At 51.8% G+C, this 19637-nt stretch carries 25 protein-coding genes; 2 read left to right on the forward strand and 23 right to left on the reverse strand.

From position 1 onward, the window contains the following. Positions 1 to 145: 145 nt before the first annotated feature. The 22 genes from CHH75_RS10795 to CHH75_RS10895 form a co-directional block, all read right to left on the reverse strand. On the reverse strand, positions 146 to 568 hold the full coding sequence (locus CHH75_RS10795; RefSeq protein ID WP_095264726.1) for a phage tail assembly chaperone: 423 nt from the start codon (positions 566 to 568) through the stop codon (positions 146 to 148). Between the two features lie 30 nt (positions 569 to 598). Beyond that, positions 599 to 1057, reverse strand: coding sequence for a phage tail tube protein (locus tag CHH75_RS10800; RefSeq protein WP_095264725.1), 459 nt, complete (start codon positions 1055 to 1057; stop codon positions 599 to 601). A gap of 1 nt (position 1058) precedes the next feature. Next, complete coding sequence (locus CHH75_RS10805; protein WP_095398144.1) at positions 1059 to 2378, reverse strand: phage tail sheath family protein; 1320 nt, start codon at positions 2376 to 2378, stop codon at positions 1059 to 1061. A gap of 1 nt (position 2379) precedes the next feature. Beyond that, positions 2380 to 2559: a hypothetical protein gene (locus CHH75_RS10810; protein ID WP_095264723.1), complete on the reverse strand. Its 180-nt coding sequence runs from the start codon at positions 2557 to 2559 to the stop codon at positions 2380 to 2382. After that, positions 2556 to 2993, reverse strand: coding sequence for a phage tail terminator family protein (locus tag CHH75_RS10815; protein WP_095398145.1), 438 nt, complete (start codon positions 2991 to 2993; stop codon positions 2556 to 2558). Before CHH75_RS10815 ends, CHH75_RS10810 begins: the two co-directional genes overlap by 4 nt. Before the next feature lie 42 nt (positions 2994 to 3035). Beyond that, entirely contained in the window at positions 3036 to 4760 is a 1725-nt protein-coding gene (locus CHH75_RS24635) for a tail fiber protein (protein WP_255223015.1), read from the reverse strand. Positions 4761 to 4762: 2 nt separating this feature from the next. Continuing rightward, on the reverse strand, positions 4763 to 5314 hold the full coding sequence (locus CHH75_RS10825; RefSeq protein ID WP_095398146.1) for a YmfQ family protein: 552 nt from the start codon (positions 5312 to 5314) through the stop codon (positions 4763 to 4765). Positions 5315 to 5321: 7 nt separating this feature from the next. Continuing rightward, a complete protein-coding gene (locus tag CHH75_RS10830; RefSeq protein WP_095398147.1) occupies positions 5322 to 6476 on the reverse strand; it encodes a baseplate J/gp47 family protein in 1155 nt (384 codons plus the stop codon). After that, the gene (locus CHH75_RS10835) at positions 6476 to 6937 is read right to left on the reverse strand and encodes a DUF2634 domain-containing protein (protein WP_095398148.1); all 462 of its coding nucleotides are present in this window, start codon (positions 6935 to 6937) and stop codon (positions 6476 to 6478) included. Before CHH75_RS10835 ends, CHH75_RS10830 begins: the two co-directional genes overlap by 1 nt. Beyond that, the gene (locus tag CHH75_RS10840; RefSeq protein WP_095398149.1) at positions 6930 to 7319 is read right to left on the reverse strand and encodes a hypothetical protein; all 390 of its coding nucleotides are present in this window, start codon (positions 7317 to 7319) and stop codon (positions 6930 to 6932) included. Before CHH75_RS10840 ends, CHH75_RS10835 begins: the two co-directional genes overlap by 8 nt. Then, positions 7312 to 8289, reverse strand: a complete 978-nt coding sequence (locus CHH75_RS10845) for an XkdQ/YqbQ family protein (RefSeq protein WP_095398150.1) — start codon at positions 8287 to 8289, stop codon at positions 7312 to 7314. Before CHH75_RS10845 ends, CHH75_RS10840 begins: the two co-directional genes overlap by 8 nt. Continuing rightward, a complete protein-coding gene (locus CHH75_RS10850) occupies positions 8286 to 8921 on the reverse strand; it encodes a LysM peptidoglycan-binding domain-containing protein (RefSeq protein ID WP_095398151.1) in 636 nt (211 codons plus the stop codon). The genes CHH75_RS10845 and CHH75_RS10850 overlap by 4 nt, the downstream gene beginning before the upstream one ends. Positions 8922 to 8984: 63 nt before the next feature. Then, on the reverse strand, positions 8985 to 10727 hold the full coding sequence (locus tag CHH75_RS10855) for a hypothetical protein (RefSeq protein ID WP_095398152.1): 1743 nt from the start codon (positions 10725 to 10727) through the stop codon (positions 8985 to 8987). Between the two features lie 18 nt (positions 10728 to 10745). Then, entirely contained in the window at positions 10746 to 10886 is a 141-nt protein-coding gene (locus tag CHH75_RS24840) for a hypothetical protein (protein WP_176475526.1), read from the reverse strand. 23 nt (positions 10887 to 10909) lie between these two features. Continuing rightward, positions 10910 to 11344, reverse strand: a complete 435-nt coding sequence (locus CHH75_RS10860) for a phage tail assembly chaperone (protein WP_095264715.1) — start codon at positions 11342 to 11344, stop codon at positions 10910 to 10912. A 132-nt stretch (positions 11345 to 11476) separates the two neighbouring features. Further along, positions 11477 to 11884, reverse strand: coding sequence for a phage tail tube protein (locus CHH75_RS10865; protein ID WP_095264714.1), 408 nt, complete (start codon positions 11882 to 11884; stop codon positions 11477 to 11479). A 28-nt stretch (positions 11885 to 11912) separates the two neighbouring features. After that, positions 11913 to 13382, reverse strand: a complete 1470-nt coding sequence (locus tag CHH75_RS10870) for a phage tail sheath family protein (RefSeq protein WP_095398153.1) — start codon at positions 13380 to 13382, stop codon at positions 11913 to 11915. Between the two features lie 2 nt (positions 13383 to 13384). Continuing rightward, the gene (locus CHH75_RS10875; RefSeq protein ID WP_095264712.1) at positions 13385 to 13591 is read right to left on the reverse strand and encodes a YqzN/YkzM domain-containing protein; all 207 of its coding nucleotides are present in this window, start codon (positions 13589 to 13591) and stop codon (positions 13385 to 13387) included. A gap of 12 nt (positions 13592 to 13603) precedes the next feature. Next, positions 13604 to 14443, reverse strand: a complete 840-nt coding sequence (locus CHH75_RS10880) for a hypothetical protein (protein ID WP_095398222.1) — start codon at positions 14441 to 14443, stop codon at positions 13604 to 13606. Between the two features lie 376 nt (positions 14444 to 14819). Beyond that, a complete protein-coding gene (locus tag CHH75_RS10885; protein WP_095398154.1) occupies positions 14820 to 15791 on the reverse strand; it encodes an alpha/beta fold hydrolase in 972 nt (323 codons plus the stop codon). A 137-nt stretch (positions 15792 to 15928) separates the two neighbouring features. After that, entirely contained in the window at positions 15929 to 16735 is an 807-nt protein-coding gene (locus CHH75_RS10890; protein WP_176475527.1) for a TetR/AcrR family transcriptional regulator, read from the reverse strand. A 160-nt stretch (positions 16736 to 16895) separates the two neighbouring features. Continuing rightward, the gene (locus CHH75_RS10895) at positions 16896 to 17405 is read right to left on the reverse strand and encodes an ArpU family phage packaging/lysis transcriptional regulator (RefSeq protein ID WP_095264709.1); all 510 of its coding nucleotides are present in this window, start codon (positions 17403 to 17405) and stop codon (positions 16896 to 16898) included. Between the two features lie 308 nt (positions 17406 to 17713). Between CHH75_RS10895 and CHH75_RS10900 the strand changes: the two genes are divergently transcribed. Continuing rightward, on the forward strand, positions 17714 to 18154 hold the full coding sequence (locus CHH75_RS10900) for a helix-turn-helix domain-containing protein (protein WP_155618078.1): 441 nt from the start codon (positions 17714 to 17716) through the stop codon (positions 18152 to 18154). Positions 18155 to 18249: 95 nt separating this feature from the next. Further along, a complete protein-coding gene (locus CHH75_RS10905) occupies positions 18250 to 18669 on the forward strand; it encodes an ImmA/IrrE family metallo-endopeptidase (RefSeq protein ID WP_095398156.1) in 420 nt (139 codons plus the stop codon). 86 nt (positions 18670 to 18755) lie between these two features. Here the strand turns inward: CHH75_RS10905 and CHH75_RS10910 are convergent, their stop codons facing one another. Continuing rightward, a complete protein-coding gene (locus CHH75_RS10910; protein ID WP_095264706.1) occupies positions 18756 to 19484 on the reverse strand; it encodes a hypothetical protein in 729 nt (242 codons plus the stop codon). Between the last annotated feature and the right edge of the window lie 153 nt (positions 19485 to 19637).

The raw sequence follows: 19637 nt of genomic DNA on the forward strand, positions 1-19637 counted from the left end.
CGCTTCTCCTTCTCCACCCGCAGTGCAATCATGGCATAGATGGCGGCCCGTTCCCGGACCGACATCGCCATGAGCTGGTGTGGAAGAATGTGCAGCTCGTGGAGGGCGTAGTAAGCGAAATTCGCTTCACCATCGCCCTCTTTAATCAGTTTTTTACTTCATCAACCAATTCGTTGATGTCACGGTCGAATCCGTTCAGTGCTTGCACACGCTCACCCAGTGCAGCAAATTCGCCGGGGAGGAGCATTTTTCGAAGCAGAGCTTCTGCACCCAGCACGCCGTAAGATTTTTGCAGCTCGCTGTTCTTCAGATCCGGATAGATCACACTGGCCACCATCAGCTTGGACATGTACTCATTCGCGTCAATTTCAGGAGTGAACACGCCGTTCTTGCCCTTGATTTTACGGGTGGCTGCTTTGCGGCATTCCTGGTTCTCCTCCTCCGTAATGCTGCGGAGCTTCCATGGTACAGGATGACCTTCGGCATCCTTAAATCGAACAGAGACCACGAATTCCTCCGTGATCTCCGCAGTCGAATGTTCTGCAAAAAACATACTAAAATCGCTCATTGTTGATCCTCCTCTTTATTACTCAGATAATTAAGCCAGCGGACTAAACGGTGTCTCCATCCGCACATTCTCAAACGTAAAGGCCACTTCTTCCTCCAGCGCCTCCGCTTCAGTGTCGAGAGACGCCATGATCACACTGTCCAGGTTAACCCCTTCCAAAATCACCGTTTGGCGTCCGGCATCCGAGCCCGGATCCTCGTTGCGTACTTCAATCATGAAATAAGCATCCTTGCCGGTCTGCATATATTCCAGCATCAATTCACGGAAAAGGGATGTCACATAATAGATGGTCATCGTGCCGGTGCCCTTCCATCCGATCGCTTTATGCTGAACACCGCGATGGCCCATCGTTTTAAGCTCAGCCTTCTCTTTTTCCACCGTAGCTTCCAGGGTTTTAATATAGAACATTTCTTCCATGCGATCGCCGATCTTGATGAATGCCTTACCCTCTTGTCCGGAAATAGTGTCACTTGCGCGCAAAAATGCCATCTTAGACCACCTTCACTTTCATGTATACTTTTTCAATTGCATCGACAGGCTGAACCTGGATATCCACAAACAGCACATCGCCTTCCGTACCAGGTGTCACCACAATATCCTCATTCGCATCAAAATTCTGAATTGCCCCGATATTCTGGAGCGATGCAAAATAGGCTGCACACTCCGCCCAAAACAGGGTACGGCCATCCACATTGTTGTCTACTTTGCCGATGTAGGACTGCTCGAAGATCAGTTTCAGATCATTGGCGATACCATCCAGGACACGGACGACACGGTTTTTGGAAAAATGGCGCGCCTTGGCCGGCTCAAACGACGTAAAGCTGTTAATATCCTGCTCCACGATCGCTTTGCTGCCGCTGAAGCTGAACAGAAACTCACCGTTGGTGAGCGCGGCCTCAATCTCGGAATGACTCAGTCGAACATCGGTATCCACCGCTTCGTCATAAGCGGTATAGGTGAGGGACTCATTCACGTTAGCTGCAGCCGTCGCCCCTGCTACCCAGGCAACTGCTTGAACCTTGTCCACCACGGTGCCATTAGCCAGAACCACACCATTCTTCACACTGATGATGCCTTCATAATCCGCCGCCGGATAATCAGCCAGCACAGCCTGCACCTTCTTGCCCTCCTGCTCGCGAAGGCGTTTGATGAATGCGGTATACAGCGATTTCAGTGTTGGATCCGCAGACAGAAGCCCGACGGTCTGGAAGTTGTGCACCTCAAGCGCTGCCAGGAAATCAACATGATCCTGGTTCGTGACTGTACCGTTCGCACCACCTGACAGTGCAAAACCTGCAGTAGCTTCTAGATCATCTGCATCTGGAGCAAAGGTCACATAAAGATTCGGCTTCAGCTCCTGTGCATCGGATACCAGTTGTTTGTCTACCGATCTACCACTCAGCAGTGTGCTGACCTCGAATTTGCCCGGCTCATCCACCGAGTCTTCAATAACAATCTGAATGTCATTTCCCCGTTCACCGCCATAGCGAGCGGTAACGTTAAGTCCGGCTGCTGCACCCGATGCCTTCACGCCGCTGTTCAACCGGTACAGCAGCAGTGTACCTGCGCGCTTAAGGGCTTCTTTTACAGACAGCAGCTCCGGTGCAGTGATGTCATAACCCAGTACCTCAACCAGATTGGTTCCCGGGGTTACGGTTAGAATGCGATGCGGCTCGCCCCACGGAAGCGACAAACCGAGTGCTGCGATCCCTCGCTCTCCGACGCGCCCTAGCGGCTGCTCCTGGGATGAGATTTGTGTGTATACGCCTGGTCTGATTTTGTTAGGTGTTGTCCAAGTTCCTCCGGCCATGTTACATGACCTCCTTTTTCAAAAATGTGGTTAGCAGTTCAACTGCTTGTTCTTTCGTGTATTGCTTGTCTTCTTGCAGGATCGCCTTCAGCACATCCTTCTCTTGATTGGAGAACTGCTTGGACTCCATCAACTGATGTTTACTGAATGCAGGTGCGGCGTTTTTTGCCTTCTTGCTCATTTCAAATGGCCTCCTTGTTGTAAAATTTGCATCTTCACGCCTTCTTCTGTTTGTTCGTTTAACAGTTGAAGAACGTATTCGGCGCGAAAATAACCTTCCCGCTCCGTGCCCCCCTCTTCCTCCGGCCGCTCCCAGGCAACGGATACAGCTCTGCAGGGCCGTCCATCCACCGTCAGCACGGTGAGCGCCTCCAGCATCTCGTCCATGATCTCTGCCACGGACTGACCCGCAGCAGGCACATAGACGATGCGGAAACGAAAACGAGCCGCATATCGTCGCTGCGATACGGGCTCGATTTCGGCTAGCGTTAGCTCGGTATGGAAGTAGGGTGGTACTGATATAGGAACGGCATCCTCCCTGAATATAAGGGGGATGCCGGGGAAGGAGCTGTTTAGTCGGAATGCCAGGGCATCCGTAATGTATTGTGTGGGCATGGTGGGCTCCTTTCATGGTTAAGAGAGAAATGGTTTCTTACTTTAATACATAATTAGATCTCCTTCGACAGTCTTTCTAAGGAAAATTTGCGATGATCCATTACTTTGCCTTTCATATCTTAATGAGTATATCCCCTCATCCATTTTGCTAGGAGCGACACTTAGACAAATACAGTTAATTTGGCTACTTACCCAAACTGGAGTCAGCCACTTCCATCCAAACAAACCGTAATAATTTCTAACTGACTCAGATCCTTTACCGTAGGATAATCTACCAAACGCCCCATAACTTCCAGAGAGGCTAGTAATTCCAAACATGCGTGATGTCCTTCTATCTAATATTAAACCACCAGCAAACATATTAGATGCAACATCATTGTTAGGATTTGTAAAAGGAAACCACCTTAGAGTACTACCAGTATTAATATTGTCTTGTGCTGTACAGTAACAATCTCCATTATTCTCCACAATAATATTGGCAACATGAATCTTCCCATCGGAATAAAGGTTAATAAAGTTAAGTGTGCTTCCATACGTAAAAATATGTCCAGAGCTGGAGTAGACTACAATCTTCGAACCGTCTGGGGATACTCCAATATTTTGAGGTGTATGTCCAGAACTTATCCCCTGCAATGTGGTAGTATGGAGAAGCTGTCCGTTACTGTTATACTTCCTTATATCTCCATAATTAAGATCACTAACCCTCCGGGTTTGAGTTACAACATAGATATTAGAATTATTATCGATGTCGAATTTAACCGAAGAGTTTCCCGCTGTATAAAATGTGAGCAAATGTCTACCATTCTTATCAAACTTCAAAATGTTGCCTGAATTATCCGATATCCATACATTGTTATTTCTATCGATTTTTATATCGTGAAGATTTTGTGACCATTGGATCGAAACTCTCCAAACCTGTGATCCGTTTAGCGGACTATACTTAATCAATAATTTTGAAGGAGCTGATAATACATATATATACCCTTCATAGTCAGTATCAAGTAGGCTACCGCTGGTTAAATAGGTATTGTCAGGCATTTGGGTCTCCCATACAGAATAAGCAGGCTCTTGTTCACCTAACAATTTCCCGTAGGTTCCGTCTATACCCAAGATATTGATTCCTTGTTTTATATTCTCTGATTTTAATGTTGTTGCCGGTGCTGTCACCCACGTATTCCCATCATAATATCCCGCAGGAGGTCTAATAAATGCCCGATCTCCAGCCCAAACAGTAGTTTCAAGCCCTGGCATATGATGATTCTCAGCACTCCGGTTAGGCATCCCCCCCGTCAATCCATTCCCGCTCGCATTGCTAAATGTCTTTCCAGCAAGAACATCACCCGGAGTCGCATTCCCCGTCGCCCTAATAACCCCAGCCATTTTCGCCACCAGCTGCGCCCAGGTTTCACTCGTGGATGCCGCTACTCCGATGGAGTTGAGCGCGGCAACCACATTCGCTTTCTGCTCAACTCCAAGCTGCTTTCCCGCGAGCGCCTCGTCATACGCCGCCTTGACAGCCTTCTCGGTTGCGGCCACATCCTCCCGCGTACCGTTCGTGGCATTCGATAACTGCACGATCCCTTTCTCCGTTAGGGATGCATTCGGAATGTCCACATCGACATTCTCCAGTTCCTCTCGTACCTGCCCCACTGCTTCATCGATCTTGTCCCAGTTATCATTCAGCATCGTCTCAATGTTAAAGGTCTCGTTGCCATCGGCAAGCGGGTCTTTCTTCAACAGTCCTAAATTGGGTGTGTGTTCAGCCAATTTCAGGCACCTCCTGCAAATTTGTTTAGTTGTATTTGTCCAAGCTCATCGAGTGTCATGGCACCGTGAACCTCGCGAATAAGCAAGTATTTGAACGCATACTCCACCAACATATGAGCCGGCTTGATCTCCTCGAGCGCTGCCTTCAAATCCTCCAGGTTGGGAGGGATACCAAGCGTGTCCACAAAACGAACGGTGAAGCTCCACTCCTCCGGTTGGAAGGTGACATCGACGGTGCCGCCATCATAAGCCTCGGCCACACTCTTCACAAGGCGTCCCGAGAAGTTCCCTGCTCCGCGGAGCTTTGACTCGATCACGGCCCGGCGCTGCGCTATGGGCTTCGATCGGTCTGTCGGAATACCGAGCTCGGCTTCCCAGCGGTCTAGTCCCCAAGTCGCTGTACGGACAAAGAACTGATCAGCAGCAGCATTCAGTGCCTCATACAGCGCATCCAGTTCGCTTCCTTTCGCATCCATATCCGAACGCATCACCCGGGAGGCTTCGTAATAGGAGGGAAGATAAGATAACAGCTCACGTCCCCGCAAGCTGTTCATATTCGGCCTATTCACTTACGCTCACCGTCCCCAGAACCGCCACCTGACCGGAGCCAATCTCGATGTTTTGCTGCTCGGCGCTTCCGTTGATGACTAGTTCCGAATAGTCCACAATAATCGGAATATCCAGCAGAACAGAAGCAATTCGCGTATACCGAACGAGCGGATCCTTTCGGTTAAAGGCGATCTGCTGCAGATAGGCACGCACGCCATCCTCGATCAACGTTCGGATTTCCTCCAGCGTAGACGGCTGCTCCTGGGTGCGCTGCACCTTGACCGAGATATGGATCTCAATCTCCTCAGCCGGCATTACCGTAACGACCGGGCCTGCCGGAGCCATGCCCTCTCCCTGCCCATCCTGGGTAGGATCAATATGCTGCTGCACTGCTTCCACAATCTCCGGGCTGGCTGCGCGTTTGTCCGTATCGATCAGATACAACCCGACGGTTCCCGGACCCTGCCATAAAGGAACAACCTCAACACCGCCAACGCCGGCAATTTCATTCGCCCATTGCATATACTGGGACTTATTCCCGCTGGTTCCCTGACTGCGAACCTTCGCATAGAATCGCTCCAGCAAGGACTGGTCCGTCTCCGTGTCTGCACCGCTGCGCGTTGGCTCTGGATTGGTCACTGACATAACGCCACCGATGGAAGACATCATCAGCTGAATGACATCGGCGGGTACATTGCCTTGCTTCCCGGGCACAACAGCCCGAATAGGTGCAGTTCCTGTGCCCGAATCCGAGAGTGTTACGGCAGCTGTCGTAACATACTCCACCGAGGACTCACCGGAGACTTCATCTGCAGGTGTAGCCACCGTGGTGCCGGCGGGGATTACGGTTCCCGGTCTGCCCGTAAACAAGACTGTGCCTGAGGAAGCCACAGCCGCACGTCTTGTAACTCCGTGCTCAGCTGCTCTCAGGTCCAGCTCTGGAGAACGGATATCGGCCACATCACTCGCCGCCGTGCTGGCGAAACCGCGCCGCAGCAGCTCCTGCGCCCATAAGGCCGCTTCGGACAGCATAAATGCCACCGGCGCCTGCGCATCCCAAATAAAAGAACCTTCGGATTTGTCGATATCCGAAGGCACCTTCGCTAACATGCGATTCATAATGTTCTCTTCTGTCTGTTCCTGCAAATACATCGGCACATCGGCCATCAGGTCATCACCACACTTTCAATCAATTCCGTTTCATCCCGAACACTCGTAATCCGGCAGCTGAATCGGCAGGCCTCGCCTTCCCATTCAAACTGGAACTGGTCCACACTCTCCGTCCGCGCATCCGCCATCAATGCTTCGGTCACCATCCGCCGAATTTCGCTTTCCAGCAGCGGGCGCCCATGCCCCTTGCCGATCAGGTCCTCAAGCTCGCTGCCATAGTCTCGAGAATAAATGAGATGACGGTAGCGCGGAGTGCGAATCGTTTTCTCACACCAGGTCACCCATGCTTCCTTCTCATCCGAGACAGCCAATTTCCGGGTAGGGGTCATCACGAACTCACCCGCTTCATAATCAAACCGCCAGCTTCGCCCAAATACAGCCCCGCGATCTTCGTTCGTGTCAAGCTCACCCGCATCTTCCCAGATCATATCTTCCGTTTCTGGAAACAGATTAGCCATGTGCACTCACCACCTTACACACCACCACGACATCATTGCCGCCGTTGACACGGACTGCCAGCACACGGTCACCAGGTTGTAGTCCTTGATTCAGCTTCAGTAGGGTATCCTCCAGCTCCGCTTCCTCCAATTCCAGAGAGACTGCTGACTGTCCACCCTCCCAGCTCATGGCTCCTTCTACGGTTCGGCGGGAGAGCGATAACAGACCCGGAAGCTCAGCCACCATATACTCCTGCAGTTCATGCTTGAAATCATCCAGCTTAATTCCCGTCGAGGTTATCGTGCCAAGTACGGCTCCTACCCCGCTGAGCGCTTGACGGGTTTGCTTATGGAAAGAAGAGAACAGGGAAGACGCCAATTGTCCATAGGGGTCTTTATTCAAGATAAAACCTCCTTTTCACATCGTCATAAGTCCCAAGCTCCAGCGTCATGCTTCCAGGATTGCCAAGCTCCCGGCTAACCGAAATAACAAGCAGCTTCATCGTACCAAGCTGAACCGCATCTCCTGCACGTATTGTATTGATGTCCGGGGCGTTTACGGTGATCGTCTCCTGGACTCCCCGAAGCTTGCTTCGAGCCAGCTCACGGGCTGCCGCTGGAGATTTCGCTTCATCATCCTGAATGATGGCTTGCAGCTGTCCATACTTGGCAACGTCCTTCTCCTCAATGGCCATGACCTTCGAAGGAACTTCCTTCCCGCTCTCGCTGGCCGATGTCGCCAGCACCTTCACCTTGGTAGCCGCTCCCTCCAGCGTCCGCCGCTGGGTCGTGTCCGTTAAAGTCTCCAGGACATACACTTCACGATTCGTCCCAAGTTCATACAGCTCCAGTCCCGCAGGGAGCATGCGCGGATGATATAGCTTGCCGCCAGCCTTGGCCGTTTCCCGCAAATCAGCGAACATGCTGGCATAAATCGACTGCGTCCGGTAAACGGAGCGGCCAAGCTGCTTTTCGGTATCGGGCAAGTGTGCAATCTTGATATTCCAGTCGGCGGCATACCTTTTAAACCGCTGTGTTGCGGTCTGTTTCGCCGGAAACAAATATTCCTCCTCAGACTTATCCAGATATACAGTTCGGTCATAAAGAGTCAGTGTCATCTTCTTCACACCATTGTTCGCGGTTTCGACTTCCCACACGACGGCTGGATGCAGCAAGGGAACATAATCCTTCATTCCATAAGGAATGCCGCTGATCCGAATCGCCATACCTGGCGAGAGCGGCGGCAAGTCCGGTGTCACCACAAGGTTCACCGTGCCTTGATAAGCTACCTGTTCCAACGAATCCCTTAAACTAATAGACTCCACTAAAGGCGATAAATCATACTTATCTTGCAAAATCACTTTATAGCTCATGGCAGCACCAGCTTCTGACCGGGTCTAATGGCATTCGGATTGTTGCCGATCACCTGCCGGTTGAGCTTGTAGATCTGGCTCCATTTCGAGCTGTCCCCGAGCTCCAGCTTGGCTATTTTGGAGAGAGAGTCCCCCTGTTTGACCGTGTATGACTTGTTCTTCTCCTTCAGATCGACCCGAGGGTTTTTATTGATTCCCGTAGCACTGTCGGTTCTCGCTACTTTCATCTCGCGCCACGTCCTAAGAGTCAGGTCAAAATATACATCCCCGTTCTCCCCGCCGCGAAACGTTGTCTGGTGAGAGGCCACAAACACCGGCACATTGACAGCCGTCTCCGTAATGATAAATTGAAGCGGCGTTTGGGATACCAGAAACTGATTGAGCATATTCATGGCTGTTTGCGGTTTCGGATGTGTATCCTTGCTGCCTTTACAGTACGAATCATCGAACGCTTTCGGGAAAAAAGAAGAGAAGGAAATTTCTTTGATTTTGTCTCCCTGCGGGAAATCAAACTCACCAAAGGTTAGAACCGTCGCGGTTTCATACCCCTTTTGGCGCGAGATCGTCACTTCCTCGGGATTGACCGGGAATAGAAACTCCTTCCCTTTGCCGCTTTTCAACACAAATTCCATCGCCGGCCCCTCCTTTCCGTTTAAAATACGGTAAAGCTCTAGAAGTTTTAATATTTCCAAGTATTAATACGGCATTGCTTGATTCGGCTTCCGGTTCTGAGCCGCTCTATGGAATTCAGTCCTCAGTCGCTGCCCGATCTGTAATATTAATCCTTCCACATCGACCGGGTGATGTTCATGCACCGTTACCTGAACGGCTCCCGACGGCAGATTATAGTTGGTGGTTGTCTCCATTTGGATATCCCTGAAATATCCCGACAATACATTCATCTGCTCTGGACTAATCTGAACGACCTGCGGAGACAGCTGATTGCCGGAATACGCCTGGGTGCGGGCAGGATCGCTGAAGGCCGGAGGACCGAACGATCCCCTGCTTCCGGAATACGAATGGCCGCCAGGCGTGGCATTCCCGTATGTTGGAGCGCCGGGACTGGCGAGCGCATAGCTCGGTGGAGGTGCCGGTACCACGGGCTTCGGAACAGGAGGAGGCTGGGCGATATCCTTTTCTTTTTTGCCAAAGGAGAAGGTTTTGGAGAACCATTTCGTTACATTCTCCTTGCCTGCCTTGAACGTCTCCGTTATCCCGGTGACAGCCCCGCCAATTTTTTCGCCTACATAGCTTCCAACGGCACCGCCTGCAACCGAGCCAACCAAAGTGCCTGCGCCTGGAATAACGGAACCGACCATCCCGCCGATGGTTGCGCCAATGCCTCCACCGATTGCGGAGCCAATCGCCTTATTACGCTCTATGCCAGGCTCTGCCTGTGCAATCGCTTTGGCGTCCGCCAAAAAGCTCAACGGACCCAGGAGGCGTTTGCTGGCACCTTTCAATAGACCAGAAGCTCCCCCGCTTTTGACCGCGGTCTTTGCCGGATTGACCGCTGTCTTAGCGGCACCCGTATTACCGGCAACTACGCCAAGTCCACCGCCGCCGCCACCAAAGAGATTGGAGCCAATCTCCCACGTTTTTTTAGCCACGGTGAGACCTGCCTTTGTCAGATTGCCTACAGTTTCAAGGAAGTCCCCGCCAACCGCCATTCTGCGCAAAGTTTTTCCTTTCCCAACGGGTTTCTTCGGCGTGGTACTAGGGACTTTGTCATTGGTTGGGGTACCTTTGCTTTGGGTTTGCGCGGCTTTGCTTTCAGTTTGTGCGGCTTTATTTTGGGTTTGTGCAGCTTTTTGGGGGTTGGACTTACCTTGCCCACCGGTGCCATTATTCAAATCAGGCTTAGCATCGGGGGTATTGCCTTTCTGCGATGGTTTTCTCTTTCCTGGCAGCACTTCCCGAAGAGACTTCGTTTTATCCTTGATCTCACCTATCCCTTTCATTGCAACTGCAGCAAGTAAAACACTTTCAACACCGTTCAACGCTTTATCCATAAATGAGCTGGACTCCTGTCCTCCTCCAATTTGCAGGTTCCCAAGTGCATCGGACAGCCCATGCAAGGCATCGGTGTTCGCCTGAAGAGCATTAACGACAGGGTTAAAGTCCAGTCCCTGAACGACATGGAGGACGTTCACATTTACAAGGGTGTCAATCTGTCTGTGAACATGAAGCTTCACACTGGCCGAGGCGTTAATCACCTCAGATTTCACGCGTTTGATTTTCTCCAGCAGGCCATCCAGTGCTTTCGAAGCACTATCCTTCAGCACGATCTCCGGGGCCATCCGGGTTCTGCCGATCCGCATCACTCGCCCTTCGATGCGTTCGAAGTATCGCTCCATTGCCCTGAGCTCGCGGTTCGCCTTCACCACATTTTTCGGATCGATGACAAGATTCATCCGATAGCTCAATGATTCAGCCATGGATCATTCACCTCCTTTTCAACTTCTGGTTTGACCTGCAGCTGCCAGCTGATCCAATTCCGTCTCGGAAAAGGCCAGCAGCAGCAGTCGTTCGCCCCGTGGCAGACGCCAAAAATCTCCGGGACGGAGATGGTGCCGCGCCCACATGTGGTACAGCATCGTGGTCATTCCCCCGGAGTTGATCAGTTTTTTAGGTCGGAAATCTCAACACCGAAACCGGACAGCTCTAGCACTTTATCGCCGACGGCATCCAGTTCCCCTGCCAGCAGCATGCGGCGAACCGCCTGCTCTCCGCCCGACAGCTTCAACCGGCTGGTAATGCGCGGATCGCCCCATCCGTTCAGCGTCAGTCCTTTCACGGTCAAGCTGCCCGTCGCTTCGGAAATCAGGAGCGCATTAAACGTCTCCGTGTCCACCTTCTCCTCTACCGAGCCCTTCACGCTCCGGCGGACCGTGCAGCGTTCACGAATGCTGTCCACCTTGCTTGAAGTTAATCCATGCAGCGTAATCTGCATGTCCAGCCGCTGGATGCGAACGGTTTCCTCCGGCAGCTTCTCCGCTGCCTCGAACAACTGATCCAGAATTTGTTCTTCGCTTAAATGCTCAAGTTGACTCATGTCTCACTGCTCCTTATGAAAAATATAGAGTTCTTTTATCTGCCTATAGACCCGAGTGACTGTCGTCCCTCATCCGACTGAAGAGAGACGACAACCGCCAGTTAGGGTTCCCCATTTTATGCGTTGAACTGCCTAATTCGCTACAATCGGATCAAGCAGCTCATACCCTTCAAAAGTAAAAGTTGTTTCCTCCTGTATCTCTTCACCAGCGGTCCAATTGGCCAGCTGGATTTTATCCGGCATGCAGCGGATCAGGCGAACGCGTTCATGACCGTATGCTTCCGGGTCGTCCAGCTTCGAAATAATATCGAATTTCGTGAAGCCACGGGCGATCATATCCGAAGTAACCTTGTAACCGCTCATCGTCCCCGTTCCCTTTTTGGAGCCGTTCTTATGCACCGTCCATTCCTGACCGACCAGCTTCAGTTCGCGCTTCTCCAGCTCCACACTGGCCTCCAAGTGATTGATATGCGTCTGCCAGACCCCATCGATATACGCCTGGCCATATGTCCCCGAAATGACTCTTGAAGCATCCAACATGTTGTTTCCTCCTCTACGAAATTAAATATTATTGAACGTAAAAAGTACCGTACAGCTGCTCCATCACATCGGTCAGCTTCACATTCCATTGCAGGAATACCTGATCCGGATCCGGTGTGTTCACAGCCGAGTCGCCATAATACGCCGGGTCAAGAATAACGTCATATCCGTCCGTTTCAATCACCTGACTTAGCGACAATTGACCCAAATACTCCTTGACAGCACCAATAAGCGCTAGTCTTCCTTCTTCCGTATTGTTCACCTTGCCGATATAGGTTTGCTCCGCTGCCTGCTGAAGATCAGCCTGAATCGCATCCATGACGCGAATGGAACGGATTTTTTTCCAAGCGTTGTTTTGGCCTTCGGCCGGGCTAACCAGCGTGTTGATCCCGCGCAGCGCCTTAACTTGGCGTCCGTCAAAGAAGAGCAAGAATACCCCGTTATTCACGGCCGACTCCTGCTCCGAGCGAGTCCAGCGACGGGTAACATCCTCGAATGGTGTCACGGCATACGTTGCTGATTGATTCAAACGCTGCCCTGCAATCAGTCCTGCAACATACGCAGCTGTCAGAGCCGAGCTGTAATCATTTCCGGCTAGACGCACGCCTGTGCCGACATTAATAATTCCTTCATGATTGAGTGCCAGGGATCTAGCTGCTGCCAAATCAGCTGCATTCTTGGCTGTATCGTCCGCTTTGCTTCCGCCAAAAACAGCCATCACGCCGCAGCCTTCACCACGAAGACGCTTCACCCAAGCGGAAAAGCTCTGCAGCAGAGCCATGTCGGCAGCATAGTCAAGTGCAAGCACGTTAAACTCCTGACCTTCCGCTGCATCCTGCATGGCAATATAATCAGCATTGGTCAATCCGCTAATGCCGCTTTCCCCACCGGACAGTCCAGCGCCGCTTACCTCCTCGAGGGACGTGTTGCCGTCCCCTACGACCGAGGCCGTAATCCACTGGTTATTGCTGTCACGATTAACCTGTTCGGCAAGCGATGCGGCTGTACCGTCCGTGCCAGTGTAGGTCCCAAGAAGTTTAGCTCCTTCATATAGCCGAAGCTCCTGTACGGATGGATCAGCCAGCGATGGCTGGATGGTTACTGAGAATTGATTTCCTCTTCTTCCAGGGTACTTCGCCTCCAGCTTGAGTGTATCCTCAGGTTGGCTGGCACTGTTCTGAAGCGTAACGGAAGCCGGGGCTGCGCTGCTGTCTGCAAGACGGTAAGCAAGCAGCTTCTTAGGTCCGCCCAGCAATGCCAGATACAAAGCGTCATAAGCGGTAACACCATTCTCCCTACTGAGGGAATACCTGTCGTCAATCGCCTGCTCGTTTCCAATTTCCACAAACTCCCGCACCGGCCCCCAATCGGCCTTCACGGGTATGATCACTGTACCGCGCGCGCCTCCTTGAATTGCTGAAGCAGCCTGCGCTTTGAAATTCATATACAATCCCGGCAGTACCGGTTTATTAGTGCTTTCCCATGTTCCTCCCGCCATGCTTAGACCACCTTCACTTTCATGAATTGATTAATTTTTTCTTTGACTTCTGCTACCGTATAACGTTCATTGCCGCTCCCATATAGAGCGCCATCTACAACCTCCGGCCGAACGCCAAACAACGCCTTTGCATGCGCCTTCAGTTCCGCGACCTCATAACGGGCATTCAGGGTATCCGATTTCGATTTCACTGTTTTCTTGATCGCCACTCCATGTCCACCTCACTTCATATTGGGATGAATGTGTACACGGCGAATCCACGCCGCATCCTCTACAGCGCGCATTTTTCGCTGCATTAGCTTAAGCTTTACTTGTCCGTCCAGGACAGGATCAGCTTGCAGATTGGCCGTCACGTCCACGACCGTCATATACCGGCGCTCCCCGGCGTCGATCGGAATCATCGCCTTGTCACCAAGCTCCCCGGCGAGCGCTATGGCAGTTTGAAGCTCCATATCCGCCGTGGGCGAAACAACATGGCCAGTAAAGCTTTTTCTCACTTCAACCATGGAGGCTGACGAATTTAACACTTCACAGTCAGTCAACCGCCACATTACCGCATACTCTTCCCGAGATGATGGCCAGCGGGATTGATAGATCTGCCATCGGCTTCCTAGGAATTGTCCTGTCCAAGCCGCCAAATGGCTGAGCCATTCATCCGGCTCCTCGTCAGCCCCTCCCCCATTTACCTCCGGTAAATAGATGCCAAAACGGAGCAATCGAGCAGTTTTCCCCGTCATCGGATCCACTTTGTCTGCCTCCGGCACCCCCAGATAATGAAGTGTGAATGCCTTTCCCTCATCGCTAACGATCCGGCGTCGATGCAGCTCTTGGATCAGCTGTTCAGACCACATATCAAGCTCGTCGAGCATCGGTCTATCCGTATAGAGCAGTAAGCGAATCACTTGCCGATACCCCGCCCAAGCGGATTTCCACACTTCTTCCCCGAGCATGATGACAGCATAATTGCTCTCCATTGTCCCTGCGGGCGGATGCAGATCATACACATGCCCTTCAAGCTCCGGGATGATGCTCGATACCATCTGGCTAATTTCACGTCTCATGGACCCAGCAGCCGAATGTTGGTTGCCTCCACGATTTCCCCATACAACCTCGGCCCCTCCTTTCTCTCCGATATTGGAACCGGGAATGACCAACAGGCTTGACCGCATGAAAAAACCGGCCCTGTTGGCCGGCTGACAGTTCATTACTGTGTTGTTCGGTGCCTCTTGCTTCATTCCCGATGCTATAATCTTACCTTGTTTAAACCCAAGCGGAGACGGTGAAAGGGAGAGGATTCTGCGAAGTTCGGGATGATTATGGGCGGTAAAAAGACGAGTGCCTGATTTCAGCGTGCAGTAACTGCCGTGATGGGCTTGCTGACTGCACAAGGAAGCGAATTGTTCCTGACCCTACCTATGGGACATTCTTTCCGAATGGCTATGATCCGAAGCCGGATTCGTCACCGGAGGCCATTTCCTGTGATTCCATCTCAGTCAGTGCCTGAATACTCTCCATGACAAGTTCCGGGTGCAGCTGCGGAATCATGTGGCCAACTCCCGGATAGAGAATCAGCCTGGAGTGAGGAATGTCCCGATGCAGCCATGTGCTGTGCACCAGGGTCGGGAAGGGATCGGCTTCACCGGCAGCGATGACGACAGGGGCTGCTACTTCGCCATATCGGCTCGATATTTCATCGCAAGCCGGAGCGAACTGGAGCACATCCTCCCGGTTCGCCCGGAATTGTCCGGGCCTGAACCACAAGGCTCGAACCGCTCGGCCGTAAGCCTCGGGAACCCGTTCAGGAGTGAAGGTCGCGTGCATCATGCTTCGGGAGGCTAGATAAGCAAACGGAACGAGAAGCGTATGCAGAAGCAGGCTTCCGAGGATCGGCATCGTTACCAGACGCGACAATCCATCCCCATCGGCAGCAGGATAATTGTCCCTGTACATTCCCCCGCCCACGGTAACCAAGCCTGACACGTCCTCGGGATAATCCAGCGCATAGGTCAGCGCCAACACCCCGCTCCATGAGTGGGCAACCACTATCGAACGCTCGATGCCAAGCTTCCGCAGTGCACCATGCAGCAGTCTTGCCTGGTCTCGTGGCGACATGTTCCGACTCGGCAATCTTTCACTGTATCCATATCCCGGCCGATCAAAGGCCAATGCCCGATAGCCTTGCTTGGCTGCCAATGTCATGACTTCTTTAAAATCCCCACCCCACAGCACCCCGCCATGAAGCAATACAACCGGTTTGCCCTCTCCTTCATCTTGATAATGCAGCCGAATTCCATCCACCTCGACAAACGATCCGGAAGGCGGGTACTTCTTCTCCGCACGGCGCACTGCGATATCACTGCATATATATAGAAGAAACACAACTGCTGCTATCCCCAGCACAACCTCCATTGGGACAACTCCTCCATTCTAATAGGTATTACTTTCGCGTACTATTTAGTATGTCAATTACAAAAGAAAAACGCCAATCGACGTTTCTCCCAGCCTCCAGAGCATAGGCAACTTTCTACAGGATATTCGTTCATTCGTTACTCTCCCCTCGGTTCCTCTGCAGGACGAGGATACAGGCCGTTCCACAGCATGCTTGCCACATCGTCCATCATCACATCCAGCTTAATCTCCTCCCGATGAATGACCGACGTCACCAGCATGCCATGCATGACCGATTGAATGTACACCGATATCGCCTTTGCATCCGGCTCGCCCCACAATCGCCCGCTGCGTTGAAGCTCTGCCAGCATCAGTGCTACCTGATGGTGCAGCTCCTCGAACAGCCCCGCCAGCTTGGACCGGATCCCCGGCTCACGGCTGGATACCAGAAACTCCAGAAACAGAAGCGCGGCATCGGGATTCTCCAGACAGGATGCGCACTGGCCCCGCAGCCAGGAAGAAAGCGCGCGAACCGGATCATCCGCCTCCAGCACGGCCTGGGCCTGCTGTGGAATGAGCCGCTTCTGGGCCGCCATATTGGACTCAAGCAGCGTCACATATAGGTCCTGCTTGCTGGCAAAGTGCCAATACACGGCCCCTTTGGTCATGCCGGCCTCCGCTGCCACTTGGTCGAGCGAGGCTCCGCTGTAACCGAGTCGTGCGAACACCGTACGTGCTGCCTCGATTATTTTGGAGCGGGTATCCCCATGGGACGGCTCCTTCCCCCGATCCCGCATCCATTCTGCAATGTGCGTTCTCATGCGCTCCTTGCTTCCCAGATGGCGTCTGACCGTCGTCCAGTGCACACCCGCCGCGTCCGCAATATCAGCGTAATTGATTTTATCGAGAGGCATCTGCTCGGCTAGTTTTAGCGCCACCTCCATCATTTTCGATTTGGAATCCATAAGGGCCACCATCCTTGATTGTATGATGCAATGTAATAATTACATACTAATAAGTACGTATATATAATATAATTTAGGTCTGGCTTATGTCAATCCGAGGCTATTATCGCCTTATCCGAGTGACAGGAACTGAAATGAAAGGGCATGATGAGCAGCCCCATTATTGACCTGCCCCTACTGCCTGGGCTTCCTCACTCTTTTTCAAGCGGGTGATTGGTTTAACGAGTGTGTCAAGAGACAGCAGTCCGAGCTCGGCCAACACCAGCGCCAGCTTGTAGAACGCCTTGCTCCGAATTTTCACATAGGTGTCCTTGCTTACCGGCGGATCGAAAATATAATTGTACACTTTGTAGTCAAACACATCATCCTGCTTCATGTACCGCTCCCGGATGAGCAGCTGCTCGCGCTCCCCGAGCCGCTCTACAATCGACTCGATCATCTCGCAGTACCGCTGTCTGGCTGCCGGCATGTCTACATTATAGACAGCCACCTGTGCAGTCTGATCCGAGGTTACATTCGTCGGACCATGGAAACGCTCGGTATAGGATGCCGTGATGCTGGCCTCCCTAACCTCGAAGGTAATCGTTTTGTAGATCCGGTATTTTTCAAATATCGCTTCAACGGCACGCTGGGTTTTTCGACGGTCCAGTTCTGGCAACACATGATTCATACGACTTCACTCTCCTGTTCATCATTTGCAGTAACTACCAAGCCCTATTCTTGTCCAACAGCAGTGTTTGTTCCCATTTGGCATCGTTGTCTTTCATGTTTCGTTCGTATGTTTGTTCGTATTTTTCATTAATATACCACTATTTGGTGAAAGCCGTAAAACTCCGTCTCCATCAATTTTGGGTCATATTTCGGAGTCTAGCTTCAATTTCCTTGCCTTTTGGCAATATAACTCTTTTTTGTTTTACCTGTTGGCAAAGACAGGAATTCTGTTTATACTTGAAGCATAGAGGATTTCAGACGGACAAAATGGTGAGGAGTGGCCGGACCGTGGACCAGGAATTTGGTGTATATCTGAAGCAGATCAGGGAAGAGAAGGGCTGGAGCATCAGCAGGCTGGCACAGGCTGCTGAGATCAGCGGCTCCCAAATTTCCAGAATTGAAAACGGGTTAAGAGGCGTGCCCAAGCCGCAAACCCTTCGTAAAATCGCGGATGCGCTGGACGTTCCTTACGAGGAATTGATGAGCCAGGCGGGATATCTGGAAACTGAAGCCGTCCCTGCAGCGGAACTGTCCGTTCCGGTCTGGGCAACGGCCAAGGACAAGCGGGATTTCAAAAAAATGCTGGAGGATGACGGAGAGCTGATGTTTGACGGCATTCCACTCAATCAGGAGGACAAGCAGCGAATCAAGGATGTGCTGACTGGCCTGTTCTGGGAAGCCAAGAAGATGAATAAACGGAAGAAGTAAACCGATGACATTATTGCAAAATTCCGATGCTAAAGGAGCTTTCCGAGCGATTATTAGAATCAATCAACCAATATCATTATTGCAGGTGAACCGGCATGGATGATTATGTACAGGCTTTAATCCGCAAGCTGATCCGAAAATATCATACCAACTGCCCGTTTGAGTTAGCATCCTCTCTGGGAATACATATCCGTTTTGCCGATTTGGGGCAGACGACCAAAGGGCTCTATTTTCGCAAGCTGAGACGGAGATTTATCGTGATCCATAATCAGCTTCCAGCGGAATGGCAGCGTTTTGTGTGCGCCCATGAACTCGGACATGATCGTTTGCACAAAGGAATCAGCCGATTCTTTTTGGAGGAACACTCCTATTTTAGTCCAGGCAAGCTGGAGAGGCAGGCCAATCGCTTCGCCATTGCTCTCTTGACCGCCGACCTTGCAGCATCACCGGGTGAATCCTTGCATGAGTACTACCGACGCGCCGGGGTTCCGCAGGAAATGCTATATTTTTTTTGAAATTAACAGAACATGCGTTCCTGTATAGCTGTTATAATCTGGGGATTGGAAGGCTGGCGCGGTCTCCAGCCTGTTCTATGGATGTATCAGCCCTTCGGCTCGAGAATCGCCACCTGTCTTTTGCCCACCTTGAACCCTTGTATTTTGGTGAAGCGGTCATGTCTTAATTTCTGACTTTTATCGGCGATGACCGCTACTACGGCACGGCCAGGCTCCAGTAAACGATAGACATGCTCAAAAAAATCATGCACAGGATCCGCGCTATCCCCGTTCCAGCTGACGATCTGTCCATAAGGAAGGTCGGTTAGCACAAGGTTTGCCTTAAGGTCAAATGGCTCCTGCCAATTCGTAATATCCCCTTGAAAGCAGCGGACCTCCTCAATTGCTGACCGATCCAGCAGCTGCTCCAGGCGGGCAACACTTTGAAGCGCTTCATGGTGCGAGGGCTTATCATAGAGCTGGATCAGCTCCTTGATCTGCTTCTCGCGTCGCTGCATGCCTTCGGGCGTAAGCAAGGACAGATTGTTCCCCGCCAATTCCAGCACGCCGGCGTTCACATCCGAGCCGATGACCTGCTTGAAGCGCTGGCCGTGCAGCAGCCCCGCGACCGTCAACAGGTAGCCGCCCCCGCAGCATGGATCGAATAAGGTATAGGGACCCTCGTTCCCCCTGTCTTCAAGCATGCGTAAACATCGCTGCACAATCTCGCTGGCAAGCCTCACCGGAAACGAGGTCGTTCCGCGCGCATTATACAGCACCCGGCCGCTCGCGAAATCCTCGTAGCTGCGCTGTGCCGATTCATATATGTATTCCATTGCCGTTACCTGCCTTTAGTTGATAGTGGATGAATATTGATCCATTGCCGTTTAGATCTGTCTTTACCATTAGTATTATATCCGAGCCGCATATCGCGAGCCAAACAGAAGAAGCAGAAAGCCCGCCCCCACAGGACTGGCTTTCTGCTTCTC

This window comes from Paenibacillus sp. 7541 (genome assembly GCF_002276395.1).
Classification (GTDB): domain Bacteria; phylum Bacillota; class Bacilli; order Paenibacillales; family Paenibacillaceae; genus Paenibacillus_AQ; species Paenibacillus_AQ campinasensis.

Excerpts from the sequence above, each read along its gene's own strand:
- CHH75_RS10890 (WP_176475527.1), bottom strand. The coding sequence starts at position 16,735 with ATGGATTCCAAATCGAAAATGATGGAGGTGGCGCTAAAACTAGCCGAG.
- CHH75_RS10835 (WP_095398148.1), bottom strand. The coding sequence starts at position 6,937 with ATGGCTAATCTGTTTCCAGAAACGGAAGATATGATCTGGGAAGATGCG.
- CHH75_RS10815 (WP_095398145.1), bottom strand. The coding sequence starts at position 2,993 with ATGCCCACACAATACATTACGGATGCCCTGGCATTCCGACTAAACAGC.
- CHH75_RS10795 (WP_095264726.1), bottom strand. The coding sequence starts at position 568 with ATGAGCGATTTTAGTATGTTTTTTGCAGAACATTCGACTGCGGAGATC.
- CHH75_RS10800 (WP_095264725.1), bottom strand. The coding sequence starts at position 1,057 with ATGGCATTTTTGCGCGCAAGTGACACTATTTCCGGACAAGAGGGTAAG.
- CHH75_RS10850 (WP_095398151.1), bottom strand. The coding sequence starts at position 8,921 with ATGGAATTTGTGTTGAAAAGCGGCAAAGGGAAGGAGTTTCTATTCCCG.
- CHH75_RS10870 (WP_095398153.1), bottom strand. The coding sequence starts at position 13,382 with ATGGCGGGAGGAACATGGGAAAGCACTAATAAACCGGTACTGCCGGGA.
- CHH75_RS10805 (WP_095398144.1), bottom strand. The coding sequence starts at position 2,378 with ATGGCCGGAGGAACTTGGACAACACCTAACAAAATCAGACCAGGCGTA.
- CHH75_RS10895 (WP_095264709.1), bottom strand. The coding sequence starts at position 17,405 with ATGAATCATGTGTTGCCAGAACTGGACCGTCGAAAAACCCAGCGTGCC.
- CHH75_RS24840 (WP_176475526.1), bottom strand. The coding sequence starts at position 10,886 with ATGCTGTACCACATGTGGGCGCGGCACCATCTCCGTCCCGGAGATTTT.
- CHH75_RS10830 (WP_095398147.1), bottom strand. The coding sequence starts at position 6,476 with ATGGCCGATGTGCCGATGTATTTGCAGGAACAGACAGAAGAGAACATT.
- CHH75_RS10910 (WP_095264706.1), bottom strand. The coding sequence starts at position 19,484 with ATGGAATACATATATGAATCGGCACAGCGCAGCTACGAGGATTTCGCG.
- CHH75_RS10860 (WP_095264715.1), bottom strand. The coding sequence starts at position 11,344 with ATGAGTCAACTTGAGCATTTAAGCGAAGAACAAATTCTGGATCAGTTG.
- CHH75_RS10905 (WP_095398156.1), top strand. The coding sequence starts at position 18,250 with ATGGATGATTATGTACAGGCTTTAATCCGCAAGCTGATCCGAAAATAT.
- CHH75_RS10810 (WP_095264723.1), bottom strand. The coding sequence starts at position 2,559 with ATGAGCAAGAAGGCAAAAAACGCCGCACCTGCATTCAGTAAACATCAG.
- CHH75_RS10845 (WP_095398150.1), bottom strand. The coding sequence starts at position 8,289 with ATGAGCTATAAAGTGATTTTGCAAGATAAGTATGATTTATCGCCTTTA.
- CHH75_RS10865 (WP_095264714.1), bottom strand. The coding sequence starts at position 11,884 with ATGTTGGATGCTTCAAGAGTCATTTCGGGGACATATGGCCAGGCGTAT.
- CHH75_RS10900 (WP_155618078.1), top strand. The coding sequence starts at position 17,714 with ATGGTGAGGAGTGGCCGGACCGTGGACCAGGAATTTGGTGTATATCTG.
- CHH75_RS10880 (WP_095398222.1), bottom strand. The coding sequence starts at position 14,443 with ATGAGACGTGAAATTAGCCAGATGGTATCGAGCATCATCCCGGAGCTT.
- CHH75_RS10885 (WP_095398154.1), bottom strand. The coding sequence starts at position 15,791 with ATGGAGGTTGTGCTGGGGATAGCAGCAGTTGTGTTTCTTCTATATATA.
- CHH75_RS10825 (WP_095398146.1), bottom strand. The coding sequence starts at position 5,314 with ATGAACAGCTTGCGGGGACGTGAGCTGTTATCTTATCTTCCCTCCTAT.
- CHH75_RS10855 (WP_095398152.1), bottom strand. The coding sequence starts at position 10,727 with ATGGCTGAATCATTGAGCTATCGGATGAATCTTGTCATCGATCCGAAA.